Annotated in this window: 16 protein-coding genes and 1 pseudogene; 5 read left to right on the forward strand and 12 right to left on the reverse strand. The window is 59.9% G+C overall.

Annotated features, from left to right (window positions below):
* Both KF708_24205 and KF708_24210 read left to right on the forward strand, forming a co-directional pair.
* On the forward strand, positions 1–282 hold a 282-nt coding region (locus tag KF708_24205), incomplete at its 5' end, for a hypothetical protein (protein MBX3415809.1).
* Positions 279–773, forward strand: coding sequence for a helix-turn-helix transcriptional regulator (locus KF708_24210; GenBank protein ID MBX3415810.1), 495 nt, complete (start codon positions 279–281; stop codon positions 771–773). The genes KF708_24205 and KF708_24210, both read left to right, overlap by 4 nt.
* Positions 774–1,362: 589 nt before the next feature.
* Here KF708_24210 and KF708_24215 read toward each other — a convergent pair.
* From KF708_24215 to KF708_24240, 6 genes are all read right to left on the reverse strand, one after another.
* A complete protein-coding gene (locus KF708_24215; protein ID MBX3415811.1) occupies positions 1,363–10,134 on the reverse strand; it encodes a cyclic beta 1-2 glucan synthetase in 8,772 nt (2,923 codons plus the stop codon).
* 268 nt (positions 10,135–10,402) lie between these two features.
* Entirely contained in the window at positions 10,403–10,684 is a 282-nt protein-coding gene (locus KF708_24220; protein ID MBX3415812.1) for a GlsB/YeaQ/YmgE family stress response membrane protein, read from the reverse strand.
* A 384-nt stretch (positions 10,685–11,068) separates the two neighbouring features.
* The gene (locus KF708_24225; protein ID MBX3415813.1) at positions 11,069–11,281 is read right to left on the reverse strand and encodes a hypothetical protein; all 213 of its coding nucleotides are present in this window, start codon (positions 11,279–11,281) and stop codon (positions 11,069–11,071) included.
* A gap of 42 nt (positions 11,282–11,323) precedes the next feature.
* Positions 11,324–11,794 carry a hypothetical protein gene (locus KF708_24230; protein MBX3415814.1) on the reverse strand — a complete coding sequence of 157 codons (471 nt, stop codon included), beginning with the start codon at positions 11,792–11,794 and terminating at the stop codon, positions 11,324–11,326.
* A gap of 45 nt (positions 11,795–11,839) precedes the next feature.
* Positions 11,840–12,247, reverse strand: a complete 408-nt coding sequence (locus tag KF708_24235) for a DUF2294 family protein (protein MBX3415815.1) — start codon at positions 12,245–12,247, stop codon at positions 11,840–11,842.
* 7 nt (positions 12,248–12,254) lie between these two features.
* Entirely contained in the window at positions 12,255–12,701 is a 447-nt protein-coding gene (locus KF708_24240) for a hypothetical protein (protein MBX3415816.1), read from the reverse strand.
* 434 nt (positions 12,702–13,135) lie between these two features.
* Here KF708_24240 and KF708_24245 point away from each other — a divergent pair, with 434 nt between their 5' ends.
* Positions 13,136–13,516 carry a DUF2294 domain-containing protein gene (locus KF708_24245; GenBank protein ID MBX3415817.1) on the forward strand — a complete coding sequence of 127 codons (381 nt, stop codon included), beginning with the start codon at positions 13,136–13,138 and terminating at the stop codon, positions 13,514–13,516.
* 736 nt (positions 13,517–14,252) lie between these two features.
* On the opposite strand, the gene KF708_24250 is transcribed toward KF708_24245, so the two are convergent.
* Complete coding sequence (locus KF708_24250) at positions 14,253–14,609, reverse strand: response regulator (GenBank protein MBX3415818.1); 357 nt, start codon at positions 14,607–14,609, stop codon at positions 14,253–14,255.
* A gap of 728 nt (positions 14,610–15,337) precedes the next feature.
* On the opposite strand from KF708_24250, the gene KF708_24255 reads away from it, so the two are divergent.
* Positions 15,338–15,523 carry a hypothetical protein gene (locus KF708_24255; protein ID MBX3415819.1) on the forward strand — a complete coding sequence of 62 codons (186 nt, stop codon included), beginning with the start codon at positions 15,338–15,340 and terminating at the stop codon, positions 15,521–15,523.
* A gap of 823 nt (positions 15,524–16,346) precedes the next feature.
* A complete protein-coding gene (locus KF708_24260; GenBank protein ID MBX3415820.1) occupies positions 16,347–16,727 on the forward strand; it encodes a transposase in 381 nt (126 codons plus the stop codon).
* A 192-nt stretch (positions 16,728–16,919) separates the two neighbouring features.
* On the opposite strand, the gene KF708_24265 is transcribed toward KF708_24260, so the two are convergent.
* The 5 genes and pseudogenes from KF708_24265 to KF708_24285 form a co-directional block, all read right to left on the reverse strand.
* A complete protein-coding gene (locus KF708_24265; protein ID MBX3415821.1) occupies positions 16,920–19,808 on the reverse strand; it encodes a serine/threonine protein kinase in 2,889 nt (962 codons plus the stop codon).
* Between the two features lie 149 nt (positions 19,809–19,957).
* Entirely contained in the window at positions 19,958–20,233 is a 276-nt protein-coding gene (locus KF708_24270; GenBank protein ID MBX3415822.1) for a hypothetical protein, read from the reverse strand.
* Positions 20,230–20,938: pseudogene (locus KF708_24275) on the reverse strand (transposase). The gene KF708_24270 and the pseudogene KF708_24275 overlap by 4 nt, the downstream one beginning before the upstream one ends.
* A 156-nt stretch (positions 20,939–21,094) precedes the next feature.
* Positions 21,095–22,000 (reverse strand): endonuclease/exonuclease/phosphatase family protein, encoded by a 906-nt coding sequence (locus KF708_24280; GenBank protein ID MBX3415823.1) that lies wholly within the window; start codon positions 21,998–22,000, stop codon positions 21,095–21,097.
* Positions 22,001–22,526: 526 nt separating this feature from the next.
* Positions 22,527–23,158 (reverse strand): hypothetical protein (locus KF708_24285; GenBank protein MBX3415824.1); only part of this gene is annotated, 632 nt, incomplete at its 5' end.

Raw genomic sequence — 23,158 nt, forward strand, 5'->3', positions numbered from 1 at the left:
TACTTGGAAACAGCCCCTTGGAACTGGTCCATCCCGGAGTTGTCGCAAACGGGAGAGTACCGAGGTCTGGGGACGTTGCTGTTTCGAGAGGCGGTCAAACTAAGCCTGGAGGAAGAGTTTCAGGGAAGGGTTGGATTGCACGCCTTGCCGCAGGCGGAGAGCTTCTATCGCGAGGTGTGCGGGATGCGCGATCTCGGCTTGGACAAGAGCAAGGAGGGATTGAGGTACTTTGAATTGTCGCCGGCGGACGCCCGGCGTTTTTTGGAGAGTGGAGGTGAATGATGGCCGGCAAGGTTGAGGAAAGGAACGATTACAGGGAATGGCTGAGCAAGAAGGCGGATAAGGAGGATGCTTGCCAAAGTGTCGCCGCCGGCGGCCTGTTGGTCGATCTGGGAGTGTTTCGAGAGATTGCCCCAGGCTCCCCACCAGTGTTTGGCAGATTGATCGAGTTTGCCAGGCGATCGAAAGGGTGGAACGTCGAGGAAATGGCGAAGTTGGCCGAGGTAAGTGTCGGTGAACTGATTAGCATCGAGCAGGAGCATGATTTCGAACCGCAGGTTCGCACGGTCTACAAGCTCGGCGCTCTTTTGGGATGGAACCCAACCAAGCTGATGCAACTGGCGGGGCTATCCGCGGAACGCCATGCTCCCTTGGGAGAGGCGGCCATCCGTTTCGCGGCTCGCAGCGAGCCGACCACTCCGCTTACTCCGATCGAACAAGCAGCGCTCGATGAGTTTGCGAGGGAGTTGGTCGAGTCCACGGACAAACGATAAGTCATCGTCCGTTCCCTAGACAGAAATGGGCGACGCTTCTGCCACACTTGATGAAAAGCGAGTCGCGGAGGCAACGAGCATCATGATGGATTGGCGAACGTGCTCAGGAAGCTCGGGCCAATGCTGCGAAAGTTTCGCTAAGTCTGTGTCAGCGAGAGACGGAAGATGCCCCTCCGGGCAACACGACTGCTGAGTATCTGCTGACAGAGCGCAAGCCCCCTCTCCACAAGTGTCGATAGCATAATCGCTTGCGGAAATTCCACAGAGGGTTCGATTCCCGCCGCCTCCACTTGTCAAATCGTAAACTATTTCACGTCTTGGATTTGCAGTCATGAAGGTCGCGGGTTGGTTTCCCGCCACCCCAGCTCACGTATTGATTGCCAGCGATCCAGCTTCATCACGCAAACCCTTGCTGAGCGAGGTGTTTTCGTTCGTGGTCGGCGATTTGGTTGATATCGCCCGACCTCGAAAACCCTCCAGCGACTCAAAAAATGCAGCGCCAATGCAGCGCCCGCTGCGGCGAGCCGTTTTGCCGATTGGCCGTCGAGTCACGGCGCAAACGCAAATGTCCGCCCGAACCGACCTAGTTTTATCTCGTGGCGACTACCGTTGGTTGCATCTCGACCTCGATCGCATGGTCCCGACCATCGTCGACAAGCGTGACGAAATCGTTGGGTAGCTCGGTCCCGTCTAGCGAGATACGAGTGACCGTGGCGTCTGCACTATGGGCATGGACCGTGATCTGATAGGACGTCGCGCGATAGCGATAGTGAATCCGAAATGTGGTCCAGTCCGCCGGCAGGCAAGGTGTGATGCGCAGTTGGTCCACTTCCAAGTGCAGTCCGAGAAGCGACTCGATGATCAGGCGGTACATCCAGCCGGCCGATCCGGTGTACCACGTCCAGCCACCGCAGCCCGTGTGTGGTGCGACGCCGTAGACGTCGGCGGCCACGACGTAGGGCTCGACACGGTACGTGGCTACGCCAGCGGGAGTGGCCCCATGCGTAATGGGATTGATCAGCGAAAACAGTTCCCAGGCACGCTCGGCATCTCCCATGGCGGCCGCGGCCATGACTGTCCAGATGGCGCTATGCGTGTACTGGCCACCATTCTCGCGCACGCCCGGCACGTAGCCTTTGATGTAGCCCGGGTTGAGATCCGACTTGTCGAACGGCGGGTCGAGCAGCAGGATCAGGCGATCTTCGCGGCGGACAAGGCGACGATCGACGTTTTCCAGCGCTACCGCAGAGCGCTCCAACGTGCCTGCGCCCGAGAGGACCGACCAACTCTGCGAAATGGCATCGATCTGACATTCCTCGTTCTGGGCCGAGCCGAGCGGTGTTCCGTCGTCGAAGTAGGCGCGGCGATACCAGTCGCCGTCCCAGCCGTGTTCCTCGATATTCCCGCGCAAGCGACCTGCCTCGACCGTGAACTGATCGGCGAGCGCCTCATCACCGCGTCGCTGGGCCAGCGCCGCGAACTGCGTGAGTACATCGAAGAGGAAGAAAGCCAGCCATACACTTTCGCCGCGACCATGCTGGCCGACGAGGTTCATGCCGTCGTTCCAGTCGCCGCAACCCATCAACGGAAGACCATGCTCGCCGAAGCGTAGGCCCCGATCGATCGCGCGGACCGCATGCTCGTAGAGGGTGCCGATATCGTCGGAGACCTGCGGCAGATCGTAGTTCGATTCCTCGTCGTCGCGCAAGAGACGCGAATTCAAGAAGGGAATGCGTTCCTCGAGCACGCCCGTGTCGCCTGTCATGCCGACATAACGGCAAACGGCCAGCGGCAGCCAGAGGTAATCGTCGGAGAAGTGGGTCCGCACGCCACGTCCCTCGGGCGGGTGCCACCAATGCTGCACGTCGCCCTCGCGGAACTGGTGTCCCGCGGCGCGCAGCAAATGCGCGCGGAGCAACTGCGGCTCGGCGTGTACCAGGGCCATCGCATCCTGCAGTTGATCGCGAAAGCCGAACGCGCCCCCCGACTGATAGAATCCCGAGCGGGCCCACATGCGGCAAGCCAACGTCTGATAGACGAGCCAGCCGTTCGCCAGATAATTGATCGCCGGGTCGGGCGTTTCCAAATAGATGACGCCGAGCGTCTGACTCCAATAGTGCCACACGCCCTCAATGGCCCGATTGGCGCTGTCAACGTTGCGAAACCGGAGTGCCAGGTTCTTGGCCTCGGCCGCGCCGCGCGCCGCGCCAAGCGTAAAGGTGATTGTTCGCTCCTCGCCGTCGGCCAGCGTGAGTGGCGTTTGGAACGCGGCGCATGGGTCGTATCCCGCGCCTACCCGGCCCGAAAGCCGCACGCGCCGCATGGCGTGGGGATTGGCCAGTCGGCTGTTCCGGCCGAGGAATTCCGCACGATCGCCGGTCAGGGTGCGGTTCCATTCGCTGCAATTGACGAACGCGACTCGGTCACCGAACTCGGGGCTGTAGACATTGCGTGCCAGGATGGCCCCGCTCGCCGCGTCCGATTCGGTCACCACGTGCAGCAGCGACTTGCTGCGAACATCGCCGAGGACCAATTCCCAGAATCCGGTGACGGACAATTGTCGCGTTCGGCCCGAACGATTCGTGAGCTTGAGCTTGTAGAACTTCACGGGTGCGTCCGTCGCCACGTAGACACACAACTCGGTCGTTACGCCCTCTTCGGTGTAGTCGAAAATGCTGTAGCCAAACCCATGACGCGAGATGTAGGGATTCTGCCCACGGGCCGGCTGCGGCGTGGGGGACCAAAATTGCCCCGTCTCTTCATCGCGCAGGTAGATGGCTTCGCCGCCGACGTCGGAGACGGGGTCGTTGTGCCAAGGCGTGAGCCGAAACTCATGGCTGTTTTCTGCCCAGGTGTAGGAACTTCCACCCTCTGACACAACCGTGCCAAACTGCGGATTGGCGATGACATTGACCCAGGGCGCCGGTGTCGTTTGACCGGCGGACAGAATGGTGACGTACTCCCGGCCGTCCTGGCTGAAGCCTCCCAGGCCGTTGAAGAACGCCAGATCGCGCTGCGGTGGCTGGTAGGGAGCAATCCCCTCGGACCTTTGCAGCGTAGGCTTCAAATGCGGGATGGCAGGTTCGGTTCGTCCGCGCCGCTCGACTTGTTCGGCCAGCGTACCAGCATCATCGAAGAGGACGATGCGTGCCACGGTCTGCAACAACGCGCGGTCTTCTTCCGACATCTGCTCGCCACGGCGAATAAAAACTCCCCCCAGGCGATCAACCAGCGAAGCTTCGGGACTCGCGGCCACGAGATCGACGATAGCATCCTGCAGTGTCTGTCGATAGACCGAATCGTCTTCGTTCCAGATGACCAGATCGACCACGAGTCCCTTCAATCGCCAGTAGGCGTGTGCCTGCACGGCTTGATGTACCAGCGCGATACGTTCGTGATCGCGAATTCGCACAAGGACGATTGGAACGTCACCAGAGATGCCATAGCCCCACAAACCTGATTGCCCCCGCCGATTGCGGCTCAGAATAGTGGTCTTGGCGCGCCGTAAGGAGGATGTATAGATGATGGCGCCCGCCAGACGGCCATAGATCTGCGCATCAGCTTCCGAGGCGCTCAACTGCTGGAGCAGGATATGTCCATGCGTCCAGGCGAGGTCAAAAACGCGATCGGCGAGGTTCGGATCGCCATACTTCTCAGTCAGTGCTTCGACTCCGTTGCGCGACTCCGCCATCCCAGTGACGATGTCGATGCGCACAGCTTCATTGGGTTGAAGCACGACTGTTTGGCGAATGCTAACGATCGGATCGAGGACCGGCCCGGCGCTGTTGGATAACGGCGCGTGCTCCTCGAATGCCACCGGGTTTGCCAGCGTCCGGTGCCGTCCGATAAACCGCATGCGGTCCGTCTCATACGACGGATCACCGACCCGTTTGCCCCGCACCGTCATCATGTGTGTCAGCCAGGGCGGGTGTTCTTCGGCCGAGCGCGGACGGCGGGTACAGTAGATCGCCTGACGGTCAGGCACCAGTTCGGTCTGCACGAACAGATTACTAAAGGCCGGATGAGATTCGTCCTGGGCCTGCGTGGCCAAGACCACTTCGGCATAACTGGTCACCTCGAGCGTACGCCTTGTTTCCGAGCGATTCGTCAGCGTCACACGCCGCAATTCGATGTCGTCCTCGGGCGAGACGCTGATCTGGGTGTACGTCTCGATCTGCTCGTCGATGCGGCGGAATTCCGCGCGTGCTTGCGAAAAGATCGCTTCGTAGCCCTTGGTCGGCCTTGTGGTGGGCTGCCATGAGTTCGACCAAGTCATCTCCCTTTCCGTGTCGCGCACGTAGCAGAAACTGCCGTGGTTGTCACAAGTCGCATCTTCGCGCCAACGTGTCACGGCCAGGTCGCGCCAGCGGCTGTACCCTCCCCCGGCGCTCGTCACGGCCACATGGTAGCGACCGTTAGAAAGCAAATGGGCTTCGATGGCCGTGCTGTTGGGGTCTGTAAATACGCGCATCGTGCCAGTTTCTTCCGCTGTCGCGAGGCGTGTGGCGTTCGCTTCGCTCGCATGCGGAAAGACCGGTGCCGTCGCCTTGGGAACCCTCTCTTGCAGCAGTAAGGCGGCGGCGCGCAAGGCGGGATCGGCCAGGAAGCGGCGCTGCATCGGCTTGTCGAGCAGCACGAATGCCAGTGCCAGCAAGCTCATGCCTTCGTGATGCGCCATGAACTGCCGCACCGTCACGCTCTCGGTGCCGGGGGGCAAACGCGAAGGGGTATAATCCACCGCCTCGTAGAAACCGTACTCGCCTTGTTGGCCTTCGTGGGAAAGACGCTCGAGATTTCGGCAAGCGGCCTCGGGCTCGACCATTAGCGCCAGCGCACTGGCATAGGGCGCTATCACCAGATCTTCCGCCAAGCCGCGCTTCAATCCCAAGCCCGGCACGCCGAACGCTCGGTACTGATAGGTCTTGTGCAGATCGATCGTATTGTAGCCCGACTCCGAGATTCCCCAGGGGACACGGCGCTGTCGGCCATATTCGATCTGGCGGCGAACCACGGCATGATAGGTCCGATCAAGCAACGTGTTCTCGTAGTTGGGCATGATTAAGAGCGGCATCAGATACTCGAACATCGAGCCGCTCCAGCTCAGCAGCGCCGGCACGCTCCCGGCGCTCGTTAATAATCGACCAAACGCGAACCAATGCGCCTGACCAAAAGTGCCCTGGGCGATGACGATGAAGCTCGCGAGTCGCGCCTCAGAGGCCAGGAGATCGTAGAAACTCGCGTCGAGCCGCCGCTCGCTGACGTTGTAGCCGATGGAGAACAGCTCGCGCGAGGCGTTGTAGAGCAGCCCAAAGTCCATCTCGGCAAACTCCCGGCACTGCTGCGCCACGTGCTCGAGGTCTTGGATCCGCGCGGCGGCATGCTCGGATGCGATGACCAGCGCGGCGTTCAGCGCCACGAGACGGTCTTTGGTGTCGCCAGACGAGCGTGGTAGCAGCACGTCGAATAGTGGGAGCGTCGTGCGTTGGACTTCCGCGACATCCCGCAGGGTGGCCGCGGTGTCCAGGTGATGGAACGTCTGATCCAACTTGTGCCAAGCCTCGCTGGAATCGCCGGCTCCGAAGTCCCAGAATCCCTCAGGTGGCGTAGGCCAGACCAGCCACAAGGCGAATTGCATCAAGTCGGTCTGATGGTCGCGACACGAACGTTCGTAGGCATTTGCCCACCAAGCGAGTTCCACTTGGTGCCCGGCTGTCGCCGTGAGCTCCTCGGCCACAGCGATCAGCCGCGACAGCAAGGTGTGGGCGCCGCTGACCGTCGAAGGTGCTTGAGCGAGCTCTTCGATCTGACGTTCAATCTTACGCAGCACACCCGCATCGACCAGCGGATGTTTCGTGCCGCGTGCCACGTCGAGCAGGACTCGTAGCGTATCTCGCAGGCCACCAAACATTCGCGGTGGAATGATGCGCGCCTCACACAGTTCCGCGCAGCCACTGCCGAGAACGAGCAGGTTGCCTGCCAGATTGCCGCTGTCGACCATCGACACGTAGCGGGGATGCAAAGGCGCGAGAGATCGCGTGTCGTACCAGTTGAAGAAATGCCCCTGATAGCGCTCCATTCGCCCCATTGTTTCGAACGTGCGTTGAGTGCGAACTAGGAGCTGCCCCGCGGAGCAGTAACCGAAATCGTAAGCCGCCAGGTCGGCCAATAAGGCCATGCCGATATTGGTCGGACTCGTGCGCGGGGCGAGTACCAGGTTCGGGTTCTGCTGGATATTGTCGGGTGGTAACCAATTGTCTTCCGCCGTCACGAACTCTTCGAAGTAGCGCCAAGTCTTGCGCGCGAGCTTCTCGAGAAAATGATACTGCTCCTCGGAGAGCTTGGGCGTCGGCCGGGCTATCGGCTGGCTCAGCCACCAGGCGATCAGCGGCGATGCGAGCCAGACGACGATCCAGGGGCCCGCGAAGAGCAGCACCTTGGGCTGCACGAAAGTAATGACGAGGAGCGAAATGACGGCCAGCGCCGGTGCGGCCACCATGGCGCGGTAGGTGTCTTCCAAGCTACCGGTGGGGCTGCGTTCCGAGTCGCTGGCGGTCTTCCATTCGAGCAGATGCCGTTTCGTCCAGCCCATGCGTATGAGCGTGCGCACGATTGCGTCGGCACTGATGTACGCCTCGTAAGGCAAGAAGACAAACGTCAGCAGGCACTGCGTCAGAGGCCGTTTCAGGGACTGAAGCGTAGCGCGCCAATGCATGCTCCACGGCAGAGTCACCGGTTTGCGGACGAGGTCAGTCCCCGCCGCTAGCAACGCCGGCAACAGTACGGCGCTGGCGAGCAGGATCGTCGCAGCTTCGACCATCGCCGACGGAAACAGCCACGCCGACACGAGCAGAATCAGCATGGCAATCGGTACTAGGCTGCGTCGCAGGTTGTCGAAGATCTTCCAGCGCGACAAAAGGGAGATGGGATTGCGGATCGACCGATGGGAACGTCCCCGTGTTCTCGGCAGCAGCCAGGGAACGATCTGCCAATCGCCGCGCATCCAGCGATGCCGTCGGTCGACGTCAGATGTATAACGAGCGGGATGTTCCTCGTAGAGGATCACATCGCTCAACAAGGCAGATCGGCAATAGGCGCCCTCGAGCAGGTCATGACTCAGGATGGCATTATCGGGAAAGTCGCCGCATTGTCGCTCGAACGAATCGACATCGTAGATTCCCTTGCCGATAAACGAGCCTTCGCCGAACAGATCTTGATACACATCAGAAACAACGCGTGTATAAGGATCGATGCCGGTATCGTCTGAATACAGTTGTGCGAATCGCGAACGTGCTGCGCTGGGCAGACTAATGCCGACCCGAGGCTGTAGAATCGAATAACCATCGACGATGCGACCGCTTGCCGAATCGAAGACTGGCCGATTGAGCGGATGCGCGAGTGTGCCCACCATTTGCCGGGCGGCGTCGCGAGGCAACTGCGTATCCGTATCCAGCGTGATGACGTAGCGCACGTCCGAGAGAACCGCGGTCTGACCGACGACCACCGAGAAGCGGTCCTGTGCGCCGCGAAGCGTCGCGTTGAGATCGGCCAGCTTGCCACGTTTGCGCTCGCGACCCATCCATACTCCTTCCTGCGCGTTCCAGCGGCGCTCGCGGTGAAAGAGATAGAAAATGTCGCGGCGGGTATCCCCATACTTTTCATTCAATCGCTCGATGCCTTCGCCCACGAGACGTACGAGCTCGGCATCGCCGGGGAGCGTCTCTTCGGCCGCGTCGAGAAAGTCGGTCAATAGGGCAAAGTGTAGGTGCGGGTCGCGATTGGCGAGGTACCGCACTTCGAGCCCTTCCAGCAGATGGTCGATGCTGGCGGCGGAGAGCATGGTCGGAGTAGCCACCAGGGTGCGCTGTTCGGCCGGAATCCCGCGTTCAAAGTCCAGGCGAGGCAGCGACTGTGGGCTCAGCAATTGCGTTGCTAGCCAGTTGATGAGTCCGCTCGCGAGCTGCGAAGCTGTCAACAGCACCGGCACGGAGAGCCACAGCAGGGCGAGCCCGTCCACTCCCTGTCGATGCGACCAACCCAGGACAATGAGTGTGACCACCAAAGTCACCAATGCAATCGCCGACAGGTAACAGACGAGCGGAAATCGTCGCTGCAGCTTGTCGATTACCACGGCGGGCGAGAGACGCATCCTTGCGAAATGCTCGAGCTTGGACCGGCCACGATCGACGAGGAAATAGCCGACGTGCGCCGCGCGGTCATGGGGCCTTTCGCGGGCTTGCTTCTCCGCCAGTTGGACCGCCTTGAGGGCTACGTCGTATTCGGTGAGCTCACTGCGCCGGGCGATGCCTTCGACCGCGTGACGGTATCGATCGCGCGTGGCAAAGTCCATTTCGGTATAAACGCGCGCGGGATCGTCGGCCAGCGTCCGTTCGATCAGGCTTTGCTCACTGACGAACTGTCGCCAATCGTGGGAGTTGAGGAATCTCAGGCTGTTGATACTGTTGCCAATCGAAACCTGATCGGCAGCCTGGGCTTGTCCTTCGGCACGCACGAGTTGCTCGGTCGTCAGGCCTTGATCCGCCAGGCGATGTTCGAGCCAGTTATTGGCGAAGGCGAAGTTCGGATTCTGTCCCTGCAAGTGACGCGTCAGCTCGGCGAGGAATGCGCCCGACAATGGGGGATTCGCACGGGCCATATCAGCTAAAACTAGGATCAAGTCTGTGGGCTTGTGCTCCACAACATTCACCATCCGCTCGGCCCAATCGCTCGCCGTGTCGCGGTCGCGACGGGCGGCAGCGATCCTCACGGCAACGCGGCGCAGATTCTCGATGAGCGCAAGCCGCAGCATCAGCGGCAAAGCCCAAAGTTCTCCCAGTTTGAGCGACTCGACCGACTGGTAAGAGGCGACAAACACGTTGAGACTGGTCGCATCCACTCGCCCATCGACGTGGGCAATTAGTTCCAATGCGATCCCGTAGGCACGCGGCAAGCTGGCGGCCGCACCACTTTCCAAACGCGGTAGCTCACGGCTATAGGAAGGTGGCAGCAGTCGCCGGATCGCACGGAGCTGTTCTTCGACGAGATAAAAGTTGTCGAGCAGCCATTCGGCAGCCGGTTCGATGCGACGGTTCTGATCGGCCGCGGCCGTGACTAGATCGTAGGTCTCGATCAGCACTCGCTCGTTTTCATCGAGTCGCGGCAGGAGCTTGTCCCGCCCCCGACCTGCTGTCAATGTGTGCGAAGCTGCAACAGTCTTCGCATGCCGCTCGAGCTGATCGATGCTAAAGAGTTCCGCGCGTAGCGGCGGTTCGTCGGCAAGACTGTTCAGCGACAGTGCATGACCGGCGGGATTCCGCCAGGACATCAATTTCAGTAGTTTCTTGGAGATTTCCGGGACGGGCACTGCAGCCTCCTTTTTGCGCCTGAGCCCGCTTGTGCCACAGGAGCACATACTTTCAGCCTGATGTCCACCCGATCTCCGAAAACCTCGCGGAGTTCGCTTTCGAGCGTCAACCGGGCACGGATGTTCGGGCTTCGAAGGACGGCAGGATGTTGTCAGACGGTCATCGACCAAAGAGCAACGCGGCACGCTCTGCCGACTTGATGCCTTGGTGATGCAACCGGCGAGATTGTTCGCTCGGTCATGGCCGCATGGGGCGTAATGCCCCACACTAAGCGTCGCTTTCTGCCAGCCTCATGGCCAGGGCTCGATAGGCGAACAGCGATATCAATAGGCCCGCGATCGCCATCAGCAGACTGACAAAGTCGAAGGGGGTCGATTTGTCGCCAATTGCGAGGGTACCAATCAGGCCACCCGCGAAGGCTCCCGCAAGCCCTACGCCAATCGCCACCATGATTCCTCCAGCCGGTGGACCAGGCATGATCCACCTCGCCATCGATCCCGCGGCGACACCTAGCACAAACCACAAAAGCATTCCCATGAATAGTTCCATCAAGCACGGTCTCCTCGTGTTGGGATCAAAAAAAAGCCGACGTGGCGGAACGCCCTAGGGCATTCCACCACGTCGGCCTACTGATTAACGGGCCTCGCGCGAAAGCGAGTGGCCCTTTATTTAGTCTTCCGATCGTTCCACAAGAGCAGTTGGAATCGCCGCTTTTGCGAAAGCTGCGGCGCCAATGGCTCCTGCACCTCTATTGTAGGGCATGAAAGCGCTTCCACAAGGCGAAGCCACCTCGGGCGCGACGCCAGCGCGACAGAACGCGCTTTTCGTGCATAATAGAGCGCTGGACAGCCGTTGGGATCAGATCGTTCGTGACTTGCCGAGAAGGATCAATCTACTGAGCAGTAGTCGTCAAGGGGTACGTCTGCACGCGCCTTAGCGGAACCACCAGCAACGCAGCAACCAGGCATTGAGCGCGAAGAGCTGTTCATGGGACAATTGTCCTTTCGGCACTCGCTTCAATTCGCCGATGGTGGTGATACCCAGCGGCACAAAATGCTCGCGGAAACGGCCCTCGAAGACCGCCTCGAGTGACGCATCGTCGGTCAGTTTGCTAGGGTATTCCAATTCGCTTGCTGAGCTCGGCATCGTGAATCTCGCGATCTCTGTCGGTTGGCTTTTCTAGGGATGTCAAACTTGAGGATGACGTCGACGCCTGGTTGGTTCGAGCGGCAGGACGAGAACCCGCACCGTCGGACACAGCCATGCTGGCCGATTGCGGACGATCCGCCAAAATCGTTCGGTGGGTGACCAACTCGTTTGTATCTGTCCGCACATCTCTTTGATCTCGCGCGCGGTGGGAACGTACCCCAAGTTAAAACCCGGCACTCTTGTCGTCATTTTGAACTCTCCCTTGACCAGCACTAAGCCGGCCGTTCGTAGAAACTTCTCCGCCAGTGCGTTCCGATATAATACTGCCGCGCGCCGTTGATGGTTGTTCGTCGGCATACCGGCGGCCTTTTTGATTCGTCCCTGGATGATCTCGGTCGTGTCCAGTACGGTGACGCCTTGCTCCGAGATGGTGGCAATGCGAAAGAGTCGCAGCTTACAAGCACCTCGACCGGGTAAGGTGACAAGTTGTGGGCGTTGCATATCGTGCATTGGTCATTGCTCAGGTCGTTGTTGTTCGCGTTCCACGTGCCTTCATTAAAGATCGCTCCCGTTCCACTTGTCTTCTGGCAAGCTCTCGGTGAGTAAGAACACCTGGACCATGGTGCCACTCGTGAAGACGTGGACCACCGCCCCAGTGCTCGGTTCTATTTCGGCAGTTGCGTCACGCACCTCGACGCCGGTGATGCGTTTGATCTCCTGACGTAAGGGCTCAGACGAACTGGCGAACAATTGCCGGTGGAATTCCTGTACCTGGGCGGCCCCCGCCGCACTTTTGGCCAGGGCCTCCTCGGCTGGTGATAAGACCCCGTGCAGCGTGACGACCAGCGTGTCGGCGCTCAGCACGACGGTCACTGTCTTGGGACTGTGTCCCGTCCGCTGTCGCTGGAATTCGCTGGCCGCCAACGCGATCTGCTGCGCCATATTCGTCGATGCAGTATTCATGAGTGAACTAGGGTGATGGAGAAGTCACGGTCAACTTGAACTCATCCGTGGCATCGACTTCGCTGCTCGTGGTGTGACCGGTCACTTTGACCGTGAACTCACCCAGTGCCGCGTCGTCAGCCGCCTTGAGCACGAGTTGCGAGTCTGACTTGTCGCGCTCGATGCTGGATCGGTCGTTGACCTGGCTGACTCCTGAGGGAAGCCCTTCCAACTTGATTGCCACTTCGTCACTGAAGTTCTGCCCCCGGCTGATCCCGACGGCAAAGTTCAGATTGTCACCCTGTTTGACGGTGACCGCCTGAAATGGCAGGCTCAAACGGTACGAATTGTCGGCCTCGTCGAGGACCGGCTTGTTGGCGAGGGTTTCCTCGAGAAAAGAGTTTGCAGGCTTGCGCGGAACGTCCGCTCGGAGGCGCTCGCCAACCTTGGCAAGCACGACAAAAAAAGCCGGCATGGTAGATTGCTCTCCACCACGCCGGCTTACTCGTTATCTGGCCTCCCAGCGGAGCTGGGGTGCCATTTAGCTAGTCTTCCGAAAGCACTTTCGACGCAGTCGTCGACAAAAAAACCGATGTGATCAAGCACCGCGAGGCACTCGGTCACATCGGCTTACTCGTTAACGAGCCCCCGACGGTATCGGGCTGCTCTTTCGTAGTCTTCCGACGATTGCCGCACTTTGCCTGAATGCTCCTTTGTCGGGCAGCTCTCAGGCACTTGTACTCTACGCTTCTGTGGGACGAAGGATAGTCTAATTCCGCAACGTTTCGCGAAATGGTAGCATATCTGCGAATTGGGGCTCGTTTTGGCGATCATTCCTCTCGCGATACATAGCACGCCCATCCGCCTCTCAGGGGTCTTTCGCCACGTGCTGGGACAGTAGAGGTCACCATGAAAACCCAGGGAGAGATCGAAGCCGCCATCTGCGCGGGAATCGCGCGCTTTGAGCAGGAATACATGGGGCGCGGTCCCAAGGATATCCACACGCACCTGATCGGCGACTTGCTGGTCGTCCGGTTGCTAGGCGTGTTGACCGCGGCCGAACAGCAACTCGTGAAGACTTCGCCGGTCGAGAAGGGCAGAGATCTTCTCAAGCAAGTTCGCACGCAGTTGATCGAAACGGCGCGGCCGCTGCTGGAAGCGATGGTTGAAGGGGTGACCGGCGTCAAAGTACTTAGCGTGCATCATGACATCAGCACGAAAACAGCCGAAGAGGTCATCATCCTCACGCTGAGTGAGGCACCTGGCGTTCGCGAGACGAAAAGGAAGTAGTCGCTTATGCAAGCGGCGTTGGCGCGAGAACCCTACTTCAGCTGGTCCATATGGAGCAGGCTGCCCCAATCGCGGCACGACAGATGATTAGCGATACTGCGGAGCTATGCGCTCCGCTAACCACTCCCAGTTTGCAGGAAAGTCAGCAATAAATCAGCTTGATATCTCGATCGTGAAATCCGGGTATTCGCGCACGAGTGTGCAATAGATACGGAGGTGCTCGAGTGCTACTTCCATTCGTGCGGCATCCAAATGCCTGAACTCCGAGGTACATGGCTCGTGGCCACCGCCGAATTCCCAAGTGATCTCGCACGACGGCTTGTTAAGAATGGCCTTGGTCGGCGGCGCTACTCTTCCGCTCCAACATCCATAATCGATCAAAACGGCACAGCGCGCTTTTTCGGCAAGACTGAGGGACATCGGCTGGCTTGGTTGGTCGATCATTTGAGTCGATCGGCCTCGCCGATGCGATGTGCGGGTAGCGATCCGCTCCAATCAAAAGAAACCAACCCTCGAATACCCAGCAGAACAGCCACCAAGAAAGTGCCGACCAGGAGTGCCGCCATGAAGTATCCACGTCGGGTCGATTTCCTGGGCGCGGCGAATACGTTGGGTTTCATATTTGGATTATACGCAGCTCTCCGTCGATCGGGGCACATCAAATGGACATTCATCGACTGCTCGCAAGCGTCGTGCTGCGAAGACCCGCGTAAGTGGTGCCGTTTCAACGAATCGGTCACGATGTTGCTGACCGGACCGTATTGAACAGCTCGAGCAATGTCGCCAGCTTGACGGGCTTGACGTAGTAGTGGTCGAACCCAGTTTCCTGTTGCCGCTGGCGGTCTGCTTCACTGGGGGTGTAGCCGGTCAAGGCGCACATGATCACGTCCTTGAATTCCGGCTTCTCGCGCAATCGTTGGGCAACTTGATAGCCATCCATGCCTGGTAAGCCGATATCGAGCAGTATGATCTCGGGCCGCGACCTCGAAGCCATTTCCAGGGCTGCCAGGCCGCTACGAGCCAACTGGACGTCGTGCCCGTACAGCCGCAACAGCAGGCTCAAGGTGTCACCGGCATCAACATTATCTTCCACGACCAACACCGGCGAGCCCCACCAAGAAAATGGAGTACTCCTTCGCATCCGTCGCCAATAGGTCAAAGCGCTCGCCCATCTCCTGTGAGGAGAGTTTCGGGGGGTGTTCGGATGACATAGTTTCCACCATTTCTGTTTTAGAGCGCGCCGCCACGTCCGCCGGCTCGGGACGAGGCCTGCCAGCAGAGCGTATTGCCATTTAGCCCATCGCCCAACACTTGCACTCAACACCGCGCCGGCACCCCAACAAAAAAACCGACGTGACCAAGCACCGTGAGGTACTGGGTCACGTCGGCTTACTCGTAAACGAGCCTCCCGGCGGGCCGGGCTGCTCTTTCATAGTCGTTCGACGAATTCTGCACGCTGTCGGAGCCGCCCCCTGCCAAGGCCGTTCTCAGATGCCTTTACTCTAGTGTTTTCCGTGCAGAACGACAGCGTAATTCCGTCTGAATTCATCAAATGGCAACTTGCGTCTAGTGGCAGCACGCCGTTGCGCCTGGCGTATTTCGACGCGTGTATCAGCTTTTTCATAATCGGCGACGATTGCCGAGGCACGCCCTGGTAATCCCTTGTTTCTCCGGCTGCAATCGCTGATTCTGACAGAATAAGGCCACTCTGGCGATCAGGCATCGCTAGAATGCGTGCAGGTGGATGACTTCTCAACTGGTCCCGCGCTCTCTGCGCGTTCCCTCTGGCCGAGCCGACCATCTCCAACGCAAGAGGTGGTTATGCAAGATCCCAATATCGTCTACACGAGAATCGATCCGAATTCGCGCCAAGAAACCCCGGTGACTGTTGGCGGTGTCCTCGATGCCTTGCGAATTCAACGTCAGCGGCTCTTAGTGCGGTCCGGTGAATGGCTGCGGAAGTATGAGGCGCGGCAGCCGATTGTTCTCGAACTACCGCGCGATTGACGTCGCACGGGCATCTATTTGGAGCACACAATGAATACCTTCCGGGTGTGGACCCGATCCTTGGGCAACGTCTCGCGAGTACGCGTGGAAGGGAATGAGAACACTCGATGGCTGATTGATCGATTGAGTCAGTCGTTCATGTTCAAGAACTGCAAACCGATCTTCGAGGATCCAGGCGGTCAGTGCAGCACATTCGAAGTATCGTACGGCGCGCAGATTTCTCGATCGACCGTGGAGAGACAACTTGCCCAATTGTCCGAGGTGACATTGATCGTGGAATTAACTTGATAGCGAGGCGACCACGCTGAGCAGGGGTGTTGAACCTCGGTTGATGTACCGGCGATCCGAGAGCCGCCAAGTGTCCCGTAAACTAGCTAACCTCGGTGCCCGAGACAAAAGAATTGTGGTGTTGCGACGGGCTTACCGCCGATGCTCTGGAGTATTCGTTTGGAGTTCGCGTCCCATCACGGCGCGCGCGTTCCTAACCGACAAGCAACGCACGCAGAAAGTGACTCTTGAGCAATGGCAACAATGTCCGAGCTCGTAAAAAAGTGATGGGATATCTGGCGGGTCTACTCCGATCGCATGTTTGATCTCACCGCTCGAGCACCGATCTGGGTTCCTCGCGAATCACAAACCCTGTCATTTGGGTGGAACCTATTGGGAAACTGCCATTTGAGGGTGAACAACAAACGCGGATTATGTTCGCGCGATTTGAGAGTCCACAATCGCTGCAATGATCGCCTTGACTTCCATGGACAGGGAGGACCATGTGTCAATGACATGTTGTAATTCGTTGTCTAACAACGCCAAATAGTGTCCCTTGATGCAACCGATCCGGCAAGAGATCGATGGCCTGCTGCTGCGTGGTGTGTTCAGCAGCAGCGCCAAGTTGGCCGGCATGTGCGAGCCGTTGTGGAAACATCGCGCGTGGCTCTGGACGTTTATCGAGGTCGAGGGGATCGAACCGACCAACAACGCCAGCGAGCGCCGGGCACCGCCGCGCAGCGGTGGTCGGCGGCACGCCGTCATCTGGCGCAAGCTTTCCTTCGGCACGCAGAGTGCCGCCGGCAGCCGCTTCGTCGAGACCGCGCTGACCGTCATCGAAACCTGCCGCCAACAGCAACGCAGCGCCTTCGACTACTTCACCACCGCCGTCGCCGCCCACTTCGCCAGCCCCCCCTCACTCCTCTCCGGGGCGTGAACGGTTACCGTGTGTCACGACGACTGGCACGAAGAAAATACATTTTAAGACACGTTCTTAGACTCGCTGCGCGGCATCGCCGTGGAGCGGCTTTCCGCAGGTTGCTGGTTCGATTCCAGCCGGGCGTGCTTCTCTATGGCGTTTGGGTGTTGGCGGGCGAAATGGGAATCGAGTCGTGCGAAGCTGTCGATTCTAATTGCTGGCCGCTGGCTCGATTCTTTGCTTTCTTGTGGTGGTCAGATTGTTGACTGCTAGGGTACGCCATTCTTCGACGGTGACGGGGTGGTCTTCGGTTGCGGTGTCGTAGACAGAGATGGATTCTTGGAAGAGTTTGTCGGCGCGCGCCAGGTCGCCGTGCTGGAGCGCTGCTTCGCCCATGGAGTTAAGGATCGAACCGACGAGGAGGCTATCTTCGCCCAAGGTTTTTCGGCGCATGCGCAGGGCTTCTTCGTAGCACCGGTCGGCCTCGTCATAGCGGTTTCGACGCGACAGGAAGTGGGCCAGATCCTCCAGGCGATAACTCACCCAGGGCCCTTCGGGAACGCTCCGACGCTCTGCTTCGACGAGATCGCGCAGCGATTGCTCGGCGGCGGCGTATTCGCCGGCGCGTTCCAGGTAGTTCACAATCGGCGTTTGGAAGTACAACACGATGGGATGGCGCTCACCGAGCACGCCGCGGGCAAGTTCTTGCGACTTGCGCATGTGATCCACGGCTTCGTGCCATTGTTCTTTGCGTTCGGCGGCCATCCCCAGGACCATGTTCGAGATTATTCCAGCGGGCCGCTGGTCGCCGTTGGCGGCAGAGAGTTGTTTGGTCGCCGCCACGGCCAGAAGCATGGCCTCGCCCGTTCGCTCTTGAGCAATCAGGGTGTAGGCCAAGGCCAGACGCGAAAAGATCGTGCGCTGATCTTTGGGGCCGTACAGCGATTCTTGGATCGTAATCGCCTCACGAAGCAGTTGCTCCGACTCCTTAAGGAGCGTCGCATTGGTGTAGCCAGTGCTAATGTGCCAACCGAGTTGGAACATCGTGTCGGCGGCTGGGCCACTCTTGGGACCGAAGTGTCGCTGACGAATCGCTAGTGCCTCACGATCGTACTCGCGCGCCTTGCGATAGTCTCCCCAGAGAAAATAGAACAGTCCCGAGTCTTTGAGCGATTGAGCAAGCTCTGGGTGGTTGTCGTCGAAGATCTCGCGTCTGATTTTAAGCGATTCGTTCAAAAGCGGCATCGCGGTATCGAATTCAGCGTATGTGGTAAAGATGAAGCCCAGGGTGTTCATCAGGCGAGCCCTGACCTCGGACTTCGTGCTGATGCGGTCGTCGAGCGTCTTCGCTCCATACTCGAGCAATCCCACGGCCGACATTTCCTTGCCGCGCGCGTCGATGTCGCCGAGTCCGCCGCCTAGACCCGAAGGGTCCGAACCAAGGAACAGGTTCACCAAGAAATCCGAGACTTCTTCGGACGAAGCGGCTTCGGCCTCGGCACGTGCCAGAGCGCGCACCGTTTCCGCTTCGGCAACCTGTGCTCGTTCGAGATTAGCTTGGGCGGCACGTTCCGCGGTGCGTGCGGCATCGGCGGCACTTCGCTCGCGCTGGGCGTTTTCGTCGGCGCGCATACGCTGCAGGGTCTCTTGTTGGCGGGCGCCGTTGATGCCGAATGCCGCGGCCAGAGATGCTGCCGCCACAAAGAAGAGTGCCGCACCGCCGGCGCGGACAAAGCTGCGGTTTTTACGTTCCCAACGGCTCAGCCGCTGACTCAACGACTCGCGATACGCGCTGACCGGTTCGTCGGCCAGCCAGTGTTCCAGATCGCCCGCCAGATCGCTCGGCGAGGCATAACGAGCTTTGGGATTGGTTGCCATGGCCTTCAGGCAAATGGCCTCCAGGGCGAGGGGAACGGCGCCATCTCGCTGCCTGGGCGAGGGGAAATCTCCTTGCTTCACGCGTCGCAGCACTTCGTCGATTGTGGTCTCGGACTCGAACGGCGGACGGCCGGTAAGCACCGTGTAGAGGATAGCGCCCAGACTGTACACGTCGCTGGCCTGGCTTAACTCTTGCAACCGTCCGGCCGCCTGCTCGGGGCTCATGTACGCGGGAGTGCCGATGGCCGATCCCATTTGCGTGGGTGTGGAACCGCTGGCCGATCCTGGCTGGAGGGTGAGCTCATCGGATTTGCCGCGCGGAAGCTCGGCTCGGCCTACCGGCTTGGCAAGGCCCCAATCGACGACCAGCGTCTCGCCATACTTGCCCAACATCACGTTGCCAGGCTTCAAGTCGCGGTGCAACACACCTCGGCTGTGCGCATACTCGATGGCGTTGCAGACGTCGATCAGGCGGCCCAACAGCTTGCGAAGCTCCAGGCCGTGGGCGGCGGCATCCTGTTTTCGCTTCGTTTCCGGCTCATGGAATCGCTCGATCGTTTCCTTCAGGCTTTCACCACGGATGAATCGCATGGCGTAGTAGGGACGCCCATCGTTGTATTGCCCCAATCCATAGACGGGCACGATGCCAGGGTGTTCCAGCGAGCCGGTGACTTCGGCTTCGAGCATGAACCTGGCTCGGCTATTGGGGTCATCGGCGTACTGGGCTTGGATTTCCTTCAGGGCCACCTCACGGTGTAATTCGGTATCTTGGGCAACGGAGACCTCCCCGATCCCCCCCTTGGCATGGGGACGGAGGATCTTGAAACGCATTCCATTGGATGTGCTTTCGAGTAGGGAGAAATCCGTCTCGGCAAGGGAGCTTTTCGCTGCCACGCGGTCGGCCGAAGCGATCGAGAGCGTGGCCTGAACGACGGAGCCAGGAATCGATTGTTCTAGGAACTGACAGGTTGAACTTGCAGAACCGAGGGAGCGTAGGCTTTTCTGTGCGTCGCCATCATGGATGTCGATATGTCGCTGGACCAGAGTTGCCAGCAGTTCTCGATTGTCCGATTTCAGAGCGCCGTGCTCAACCAACAACTCGTCCAAGGGTTTGTTCTTGTCCAGCACCCAGGCTCCCATCGCCGCGACCAACTGGTCTCGGTTGATGAAGTCCATTTGCAAGGCTAGCGTGGCGAATAACAGGTTGCGGTCGGATGTCATCGATCACCTACCCGCCGATAATATGCCTAGGGAGTCCGTCTCGGGAGTGCCGTCAAATGTAACTGGCGGGGAGGAGAGAGTCCAACGAACGCTGACGAGCGGCAGGCGACTCGTTCCGTGCGCATTCTGTGGCCGAAAGCGGCGCCCACCTAGCAGCCCGTTGAAATTGTCCGTTTTGGCGAGGGTGGGATGAACGCGAGCCGTGGGGCGCGATCGCTGCGCTGAGGATCATGCAACGCCACGAGATCACGAAGCGATGTTCTGAGGACATACCAGGTGGCCCACATGCAAAGATACACAAGCGCGGCAAGGTCGCGGAACTTCTGCAAGCCCCGCGGCGTGCCCATGCCGAACAGCTTGCGCATGATCAGGCCCAAGTTGCGGGCCGCGACTTGTATGAGATAACGTTTCGAGATCTTTAACATTCCATCACGTGCTCGGCCTTGTACGCCGGATGTGTGGTGCCGTCTTTCATCTTGGTGATGCGGCTTTCCGGGTCGTTTGGCGATTGCCAGTCGTCGTTCGAGACCTTCTTGCCCTTCCGCTTTTTGTCGAAGCGGCGCAGCTCTTCATCGGTCGGATTCTCCAGGCCCGCCTCGGCCGCCAGGCCGCGCAGATACGTCTTCCAGTCTTCGCCCGTGTCGCGTCGCACGATGCTCTTCATGGCCGCATCGGCCTCGAGCAACGTCGAGTCGACCGCCACGGTCTTGCCCCGCAACAGGTTCTTCTCGGCCGCCAGCTGGAGCACGAAGTGGAACATCGCCTCATGAACTTCCAGCGGCAACCGGCCGTGAATCCGCGACAGGCTGGAGTGGTCGGGCGTCTCTTCATGCACCGGCACGCCCAGGAACTCGGCCAGCGAGCGGCTGTCGTGGCAACGCCAGGCGATGCCGCGCTGCGAGCTGATGCCCTCGAAATAGCCGATGAGAATCATGCGGAAGTAAACGCCACCCACGCCCCTTCTTGGCGGCGTAATACGGAGCGCAGAGCGCTTCCAACCACGTATCGAAGCCGGCCTCGGCCAGCAGTTCGTTCAGCTTCTTGTAGAACGGGTGCCCGGGCGACTTGGGCAACTCGGTGGTCGCGATCCAAGCCGACTGCTGTTCCTGCTTGCGCTTACCAAGTGCCATGCGTGCGTCCCTTCACAGCGGGCATGGGCATCCGACCGCCAAAATTGTCGCCATCCATACCGCAACGTCAACCAGACTTTTTCAACGGGCTGCTAGGTGTCAACCTCGTGTAGAGGAGGTGGCTCCAATCGGCGGACGGCTTTTCCGATGCGTAGATCAGGTAAACGCAACCGTGGCCGCCACGGCGCGGTGATCGGAAGGATAGGGGGTGACGACGAGATCGGCACGCTCGGACGACTCGCCGATGACTTTCGCGGCAACCAGCTTCAGTCCACGGCTGTAGACGATGTCGATGCGATCATGCGCCTCGCGCTCGCTGGGGACTGGAGTCCAGGTGTGACCGGGACGAGTGACTTCATCGTGATGAACGGTGCGGTAGACGTCGGTGAAGCCCGAGTCCACGATGGTCCGGCTGCTGGGCCAGGCGATTGGCATCTGGCACTGGCCAGCTTGGACGGCGCGCTCGGTCCAATCAAGATGCGAGGGCTCGTTGAAGTCGCCGGTCAGCAGGATCGGCTCGCCGGCGCGGAGGGCCGGCCCCATGTCCATCAATAACCGGGCGAGTTGGCCGCTGCGCGCGCGGATGGCTTCGGCGATTGCCTCGGCGGCGGTCTTGATGAACGGGTCCCCCTTGCCATAGGGAATGTCGGCGAGTTGATAAGGCTGATACGGCGAAGCGGGCAAGTGCGCGTTGAACAGCCACAGCGGCCCGCGGCCCTGCACGTCGAGTTTCACGCCCCACTTGTTGGCCGATGCTTTGACGATGGGAAACCGGCTGAGGAGCGCGCCACGGGCGTCCCCGTCCTGCACGAACAGGTTCAGCCCGGTGAGCTCCGCGAGCTTTGGCCCGCTCTCGGCGATTTCTTGAATGCCGACGACATCGGCCTGGCTGGCACCGATGACCTTGGCGGTCTGCTCCAAGCCGCCGTGCCGTCCCCCGTTCCAGATGTTGAACGACAACACGTTGAGCGTCGCGTCGCGACTTTCGGCGCGGACCGCGGAGGACGCGGCAGCCAATCCGGCCGCACACAGACCTTGCAGCGTCTGCCGTCGGGTGAGCATGGTGGAGCTTTTCGTAGGAGCAGCGATCGGACCTAAACGGAAATCGCTCTCATTATGTATCGGACAACTTGGACCACAAGGCAGCCCGTGTGGATACCGTTGGAGATGCCTTGCCAGGCAGTCTGTCGCGATGCGTTTCCGCTCGATGTCGTATCGGCACATCCGCGATCGATTATCGACTTGCTCTGGTTACGTAGCCAGTGAACAAGGGCAACCAACGGGGAGCCCGGTAGGAATCGGAGGTTCGCCGTTTCTCCTCCGTCCTGCAGCCTACGGCCTACAATCTCCAGCCTGCTCCAGTGAGATTCGAACCCCATGACGTGGCGATAGCCTGTTGCCGCTGCTGGAGTTGAGTGAGCTTGCCCAGGGCTTCCGCCATTCGCGTAAAATCGCGTTCGGGCAGGAATTGGCCGATCAGATGCGAGCCCGGCCGTGCCGATAGCTGCTTGGCCGTGAACTGCACTCCCTGATCGCTGTTGAAGATCTCCGGTTCTCGATACGCAACGCGTTGCTTGTTGTCGTTTACCTACGACAGCAGGAATCCCGCGGTGTCGGTCTCCTCTTCGCCCGGTTCGTGGTCGCCGAGGATGTCCTGCAGCAGGTTGTAGAGGAACCAGTCTAGGTCCGTAGCGCCGCCGGTGAGCTGGTCGATCACCTCGTCGTCGAAGACCGTCGCGCCGGGAATCAGATACGTCGTGCCGTTCGCGCCGCCGGTCGTGCCGGTGAGATGCGCGATGCGATCCTCGTAGCTGCCCGCCGAGGTCCATTCGGCGTGGATGGCGAGCAATGTCGCCGCGTTGAGGTCGAAGTTCGTCTTGTCGGCCAGTAAAAGATCCTCGCCGGCTTCTCCCTTGAGGGTGTCGAGTCCGGAGCCTCCCAAGAGGACGTCCTGGCCCGCGCCGCCGACGAGACTGTCGTTGCCCGCGCCGCCGACGAGACTGTCGTTGCCCGCGCCGCCGCTGAGCACGTCGTTGCCGGCGCCACCGAGGAGCGTGTCGTTCGCCTCGGCGCCGTCGCCGCCGGTGAGCAGGTCGTCGCCATCGCCGCCGTCGATGAAGTCATGCCCATGATGGCCGAAGATTTGGTCGTTGCCGTCGTCGCCGAAGAGAGAATCGGCCTTGCCTTCGGCGCCGTCGCCGAGGATCGTGTCGTCTCCCG

This window comes from Pirellulales bacterium (genome assembly GCA_019636335.1).
Classification (GTDB): Bacteria; Planctomycetota; Planctomycetia; order Pirellulales; family JAEUIK01; genus JAHBXR01.

Bases quoted from the DNA above. Each gene is read 5' to 3' on its own strand.
- KF708_24265 (MBX3415821.1), bottom strand. From the start codon at position 19,808: ATGACATCCGACCGCAACCTGTTATTCGCCACGCTAGCCTTGCAAATG.
- KF708_24245 (MBX3415817.1), top strand. From the start codon at position 13,136: ATGAAAACCCAGGGAGAGATCGAAGCCGCCATCTGCGCGGGAATCGCG.
- KF708_24235 (MBX3415815.1), bottom strand. From the start codon at position 12,247: ATGAATACTGCATCGACGAATATGGCGCAGCAGATCGCGTTGGCGGCC.
- KF708_24240 (MBX3415816.1), bottom strand. From the start codon at position 12,701: ATGCCGGCTTTTTTTGTCGTGCTTGCCAAGGTTGGCGAGCGCCTCCGA.
- KF708_24210 (MBX3415810.1), top strand. From the start codon at position 279: ATGATGGCCGGCAAGGTTGAGGAAAGGAACGATTACAGGGAATGGCTG.
- KF708_24280 (MBX3415823.1), bottom strand. From the start codon at position 22,000: ATGCTCACCCGACGGCAGACGCTGCAAGGTCTGTGTGCGGCCGGATTG.
- KF708_24270 (MBX3415822.1), bottom strand. From the start codon at position 20,233: ATGTTAAAGATCTCGAAACGTTATCTCATACAAGTCGCGGCCCGCAAC.
- KF708_24225 (MBX3415813.1), bottom strand. From the start codon at position 11,281: ATGCCGAGCTCAGCAAGCGAATTGGAATACCCTAGCAAACTGACCGAC.
- KF708_24220 (MBX3415812.1), bottom strand. From the start codon at position 10,684: ATGGAACTATTCATGGGAATGCTTTTGTGGTTTGTGCTAGGTGTCGCC.
- KF708_24255 (MBX3415819.1), top strand. From the start codon at position 15,338: ATGCAAGATCCCAATATCGTCTACACGAGAATCGATCCGAATTCGCGC.
- KF708_24230 (MBX3415814.1), bottom strand. From the start codon at position 11,794: ATGCACGATATGCAACGCCCACAACTTGTCACCTTACCCGGTCGAGGT.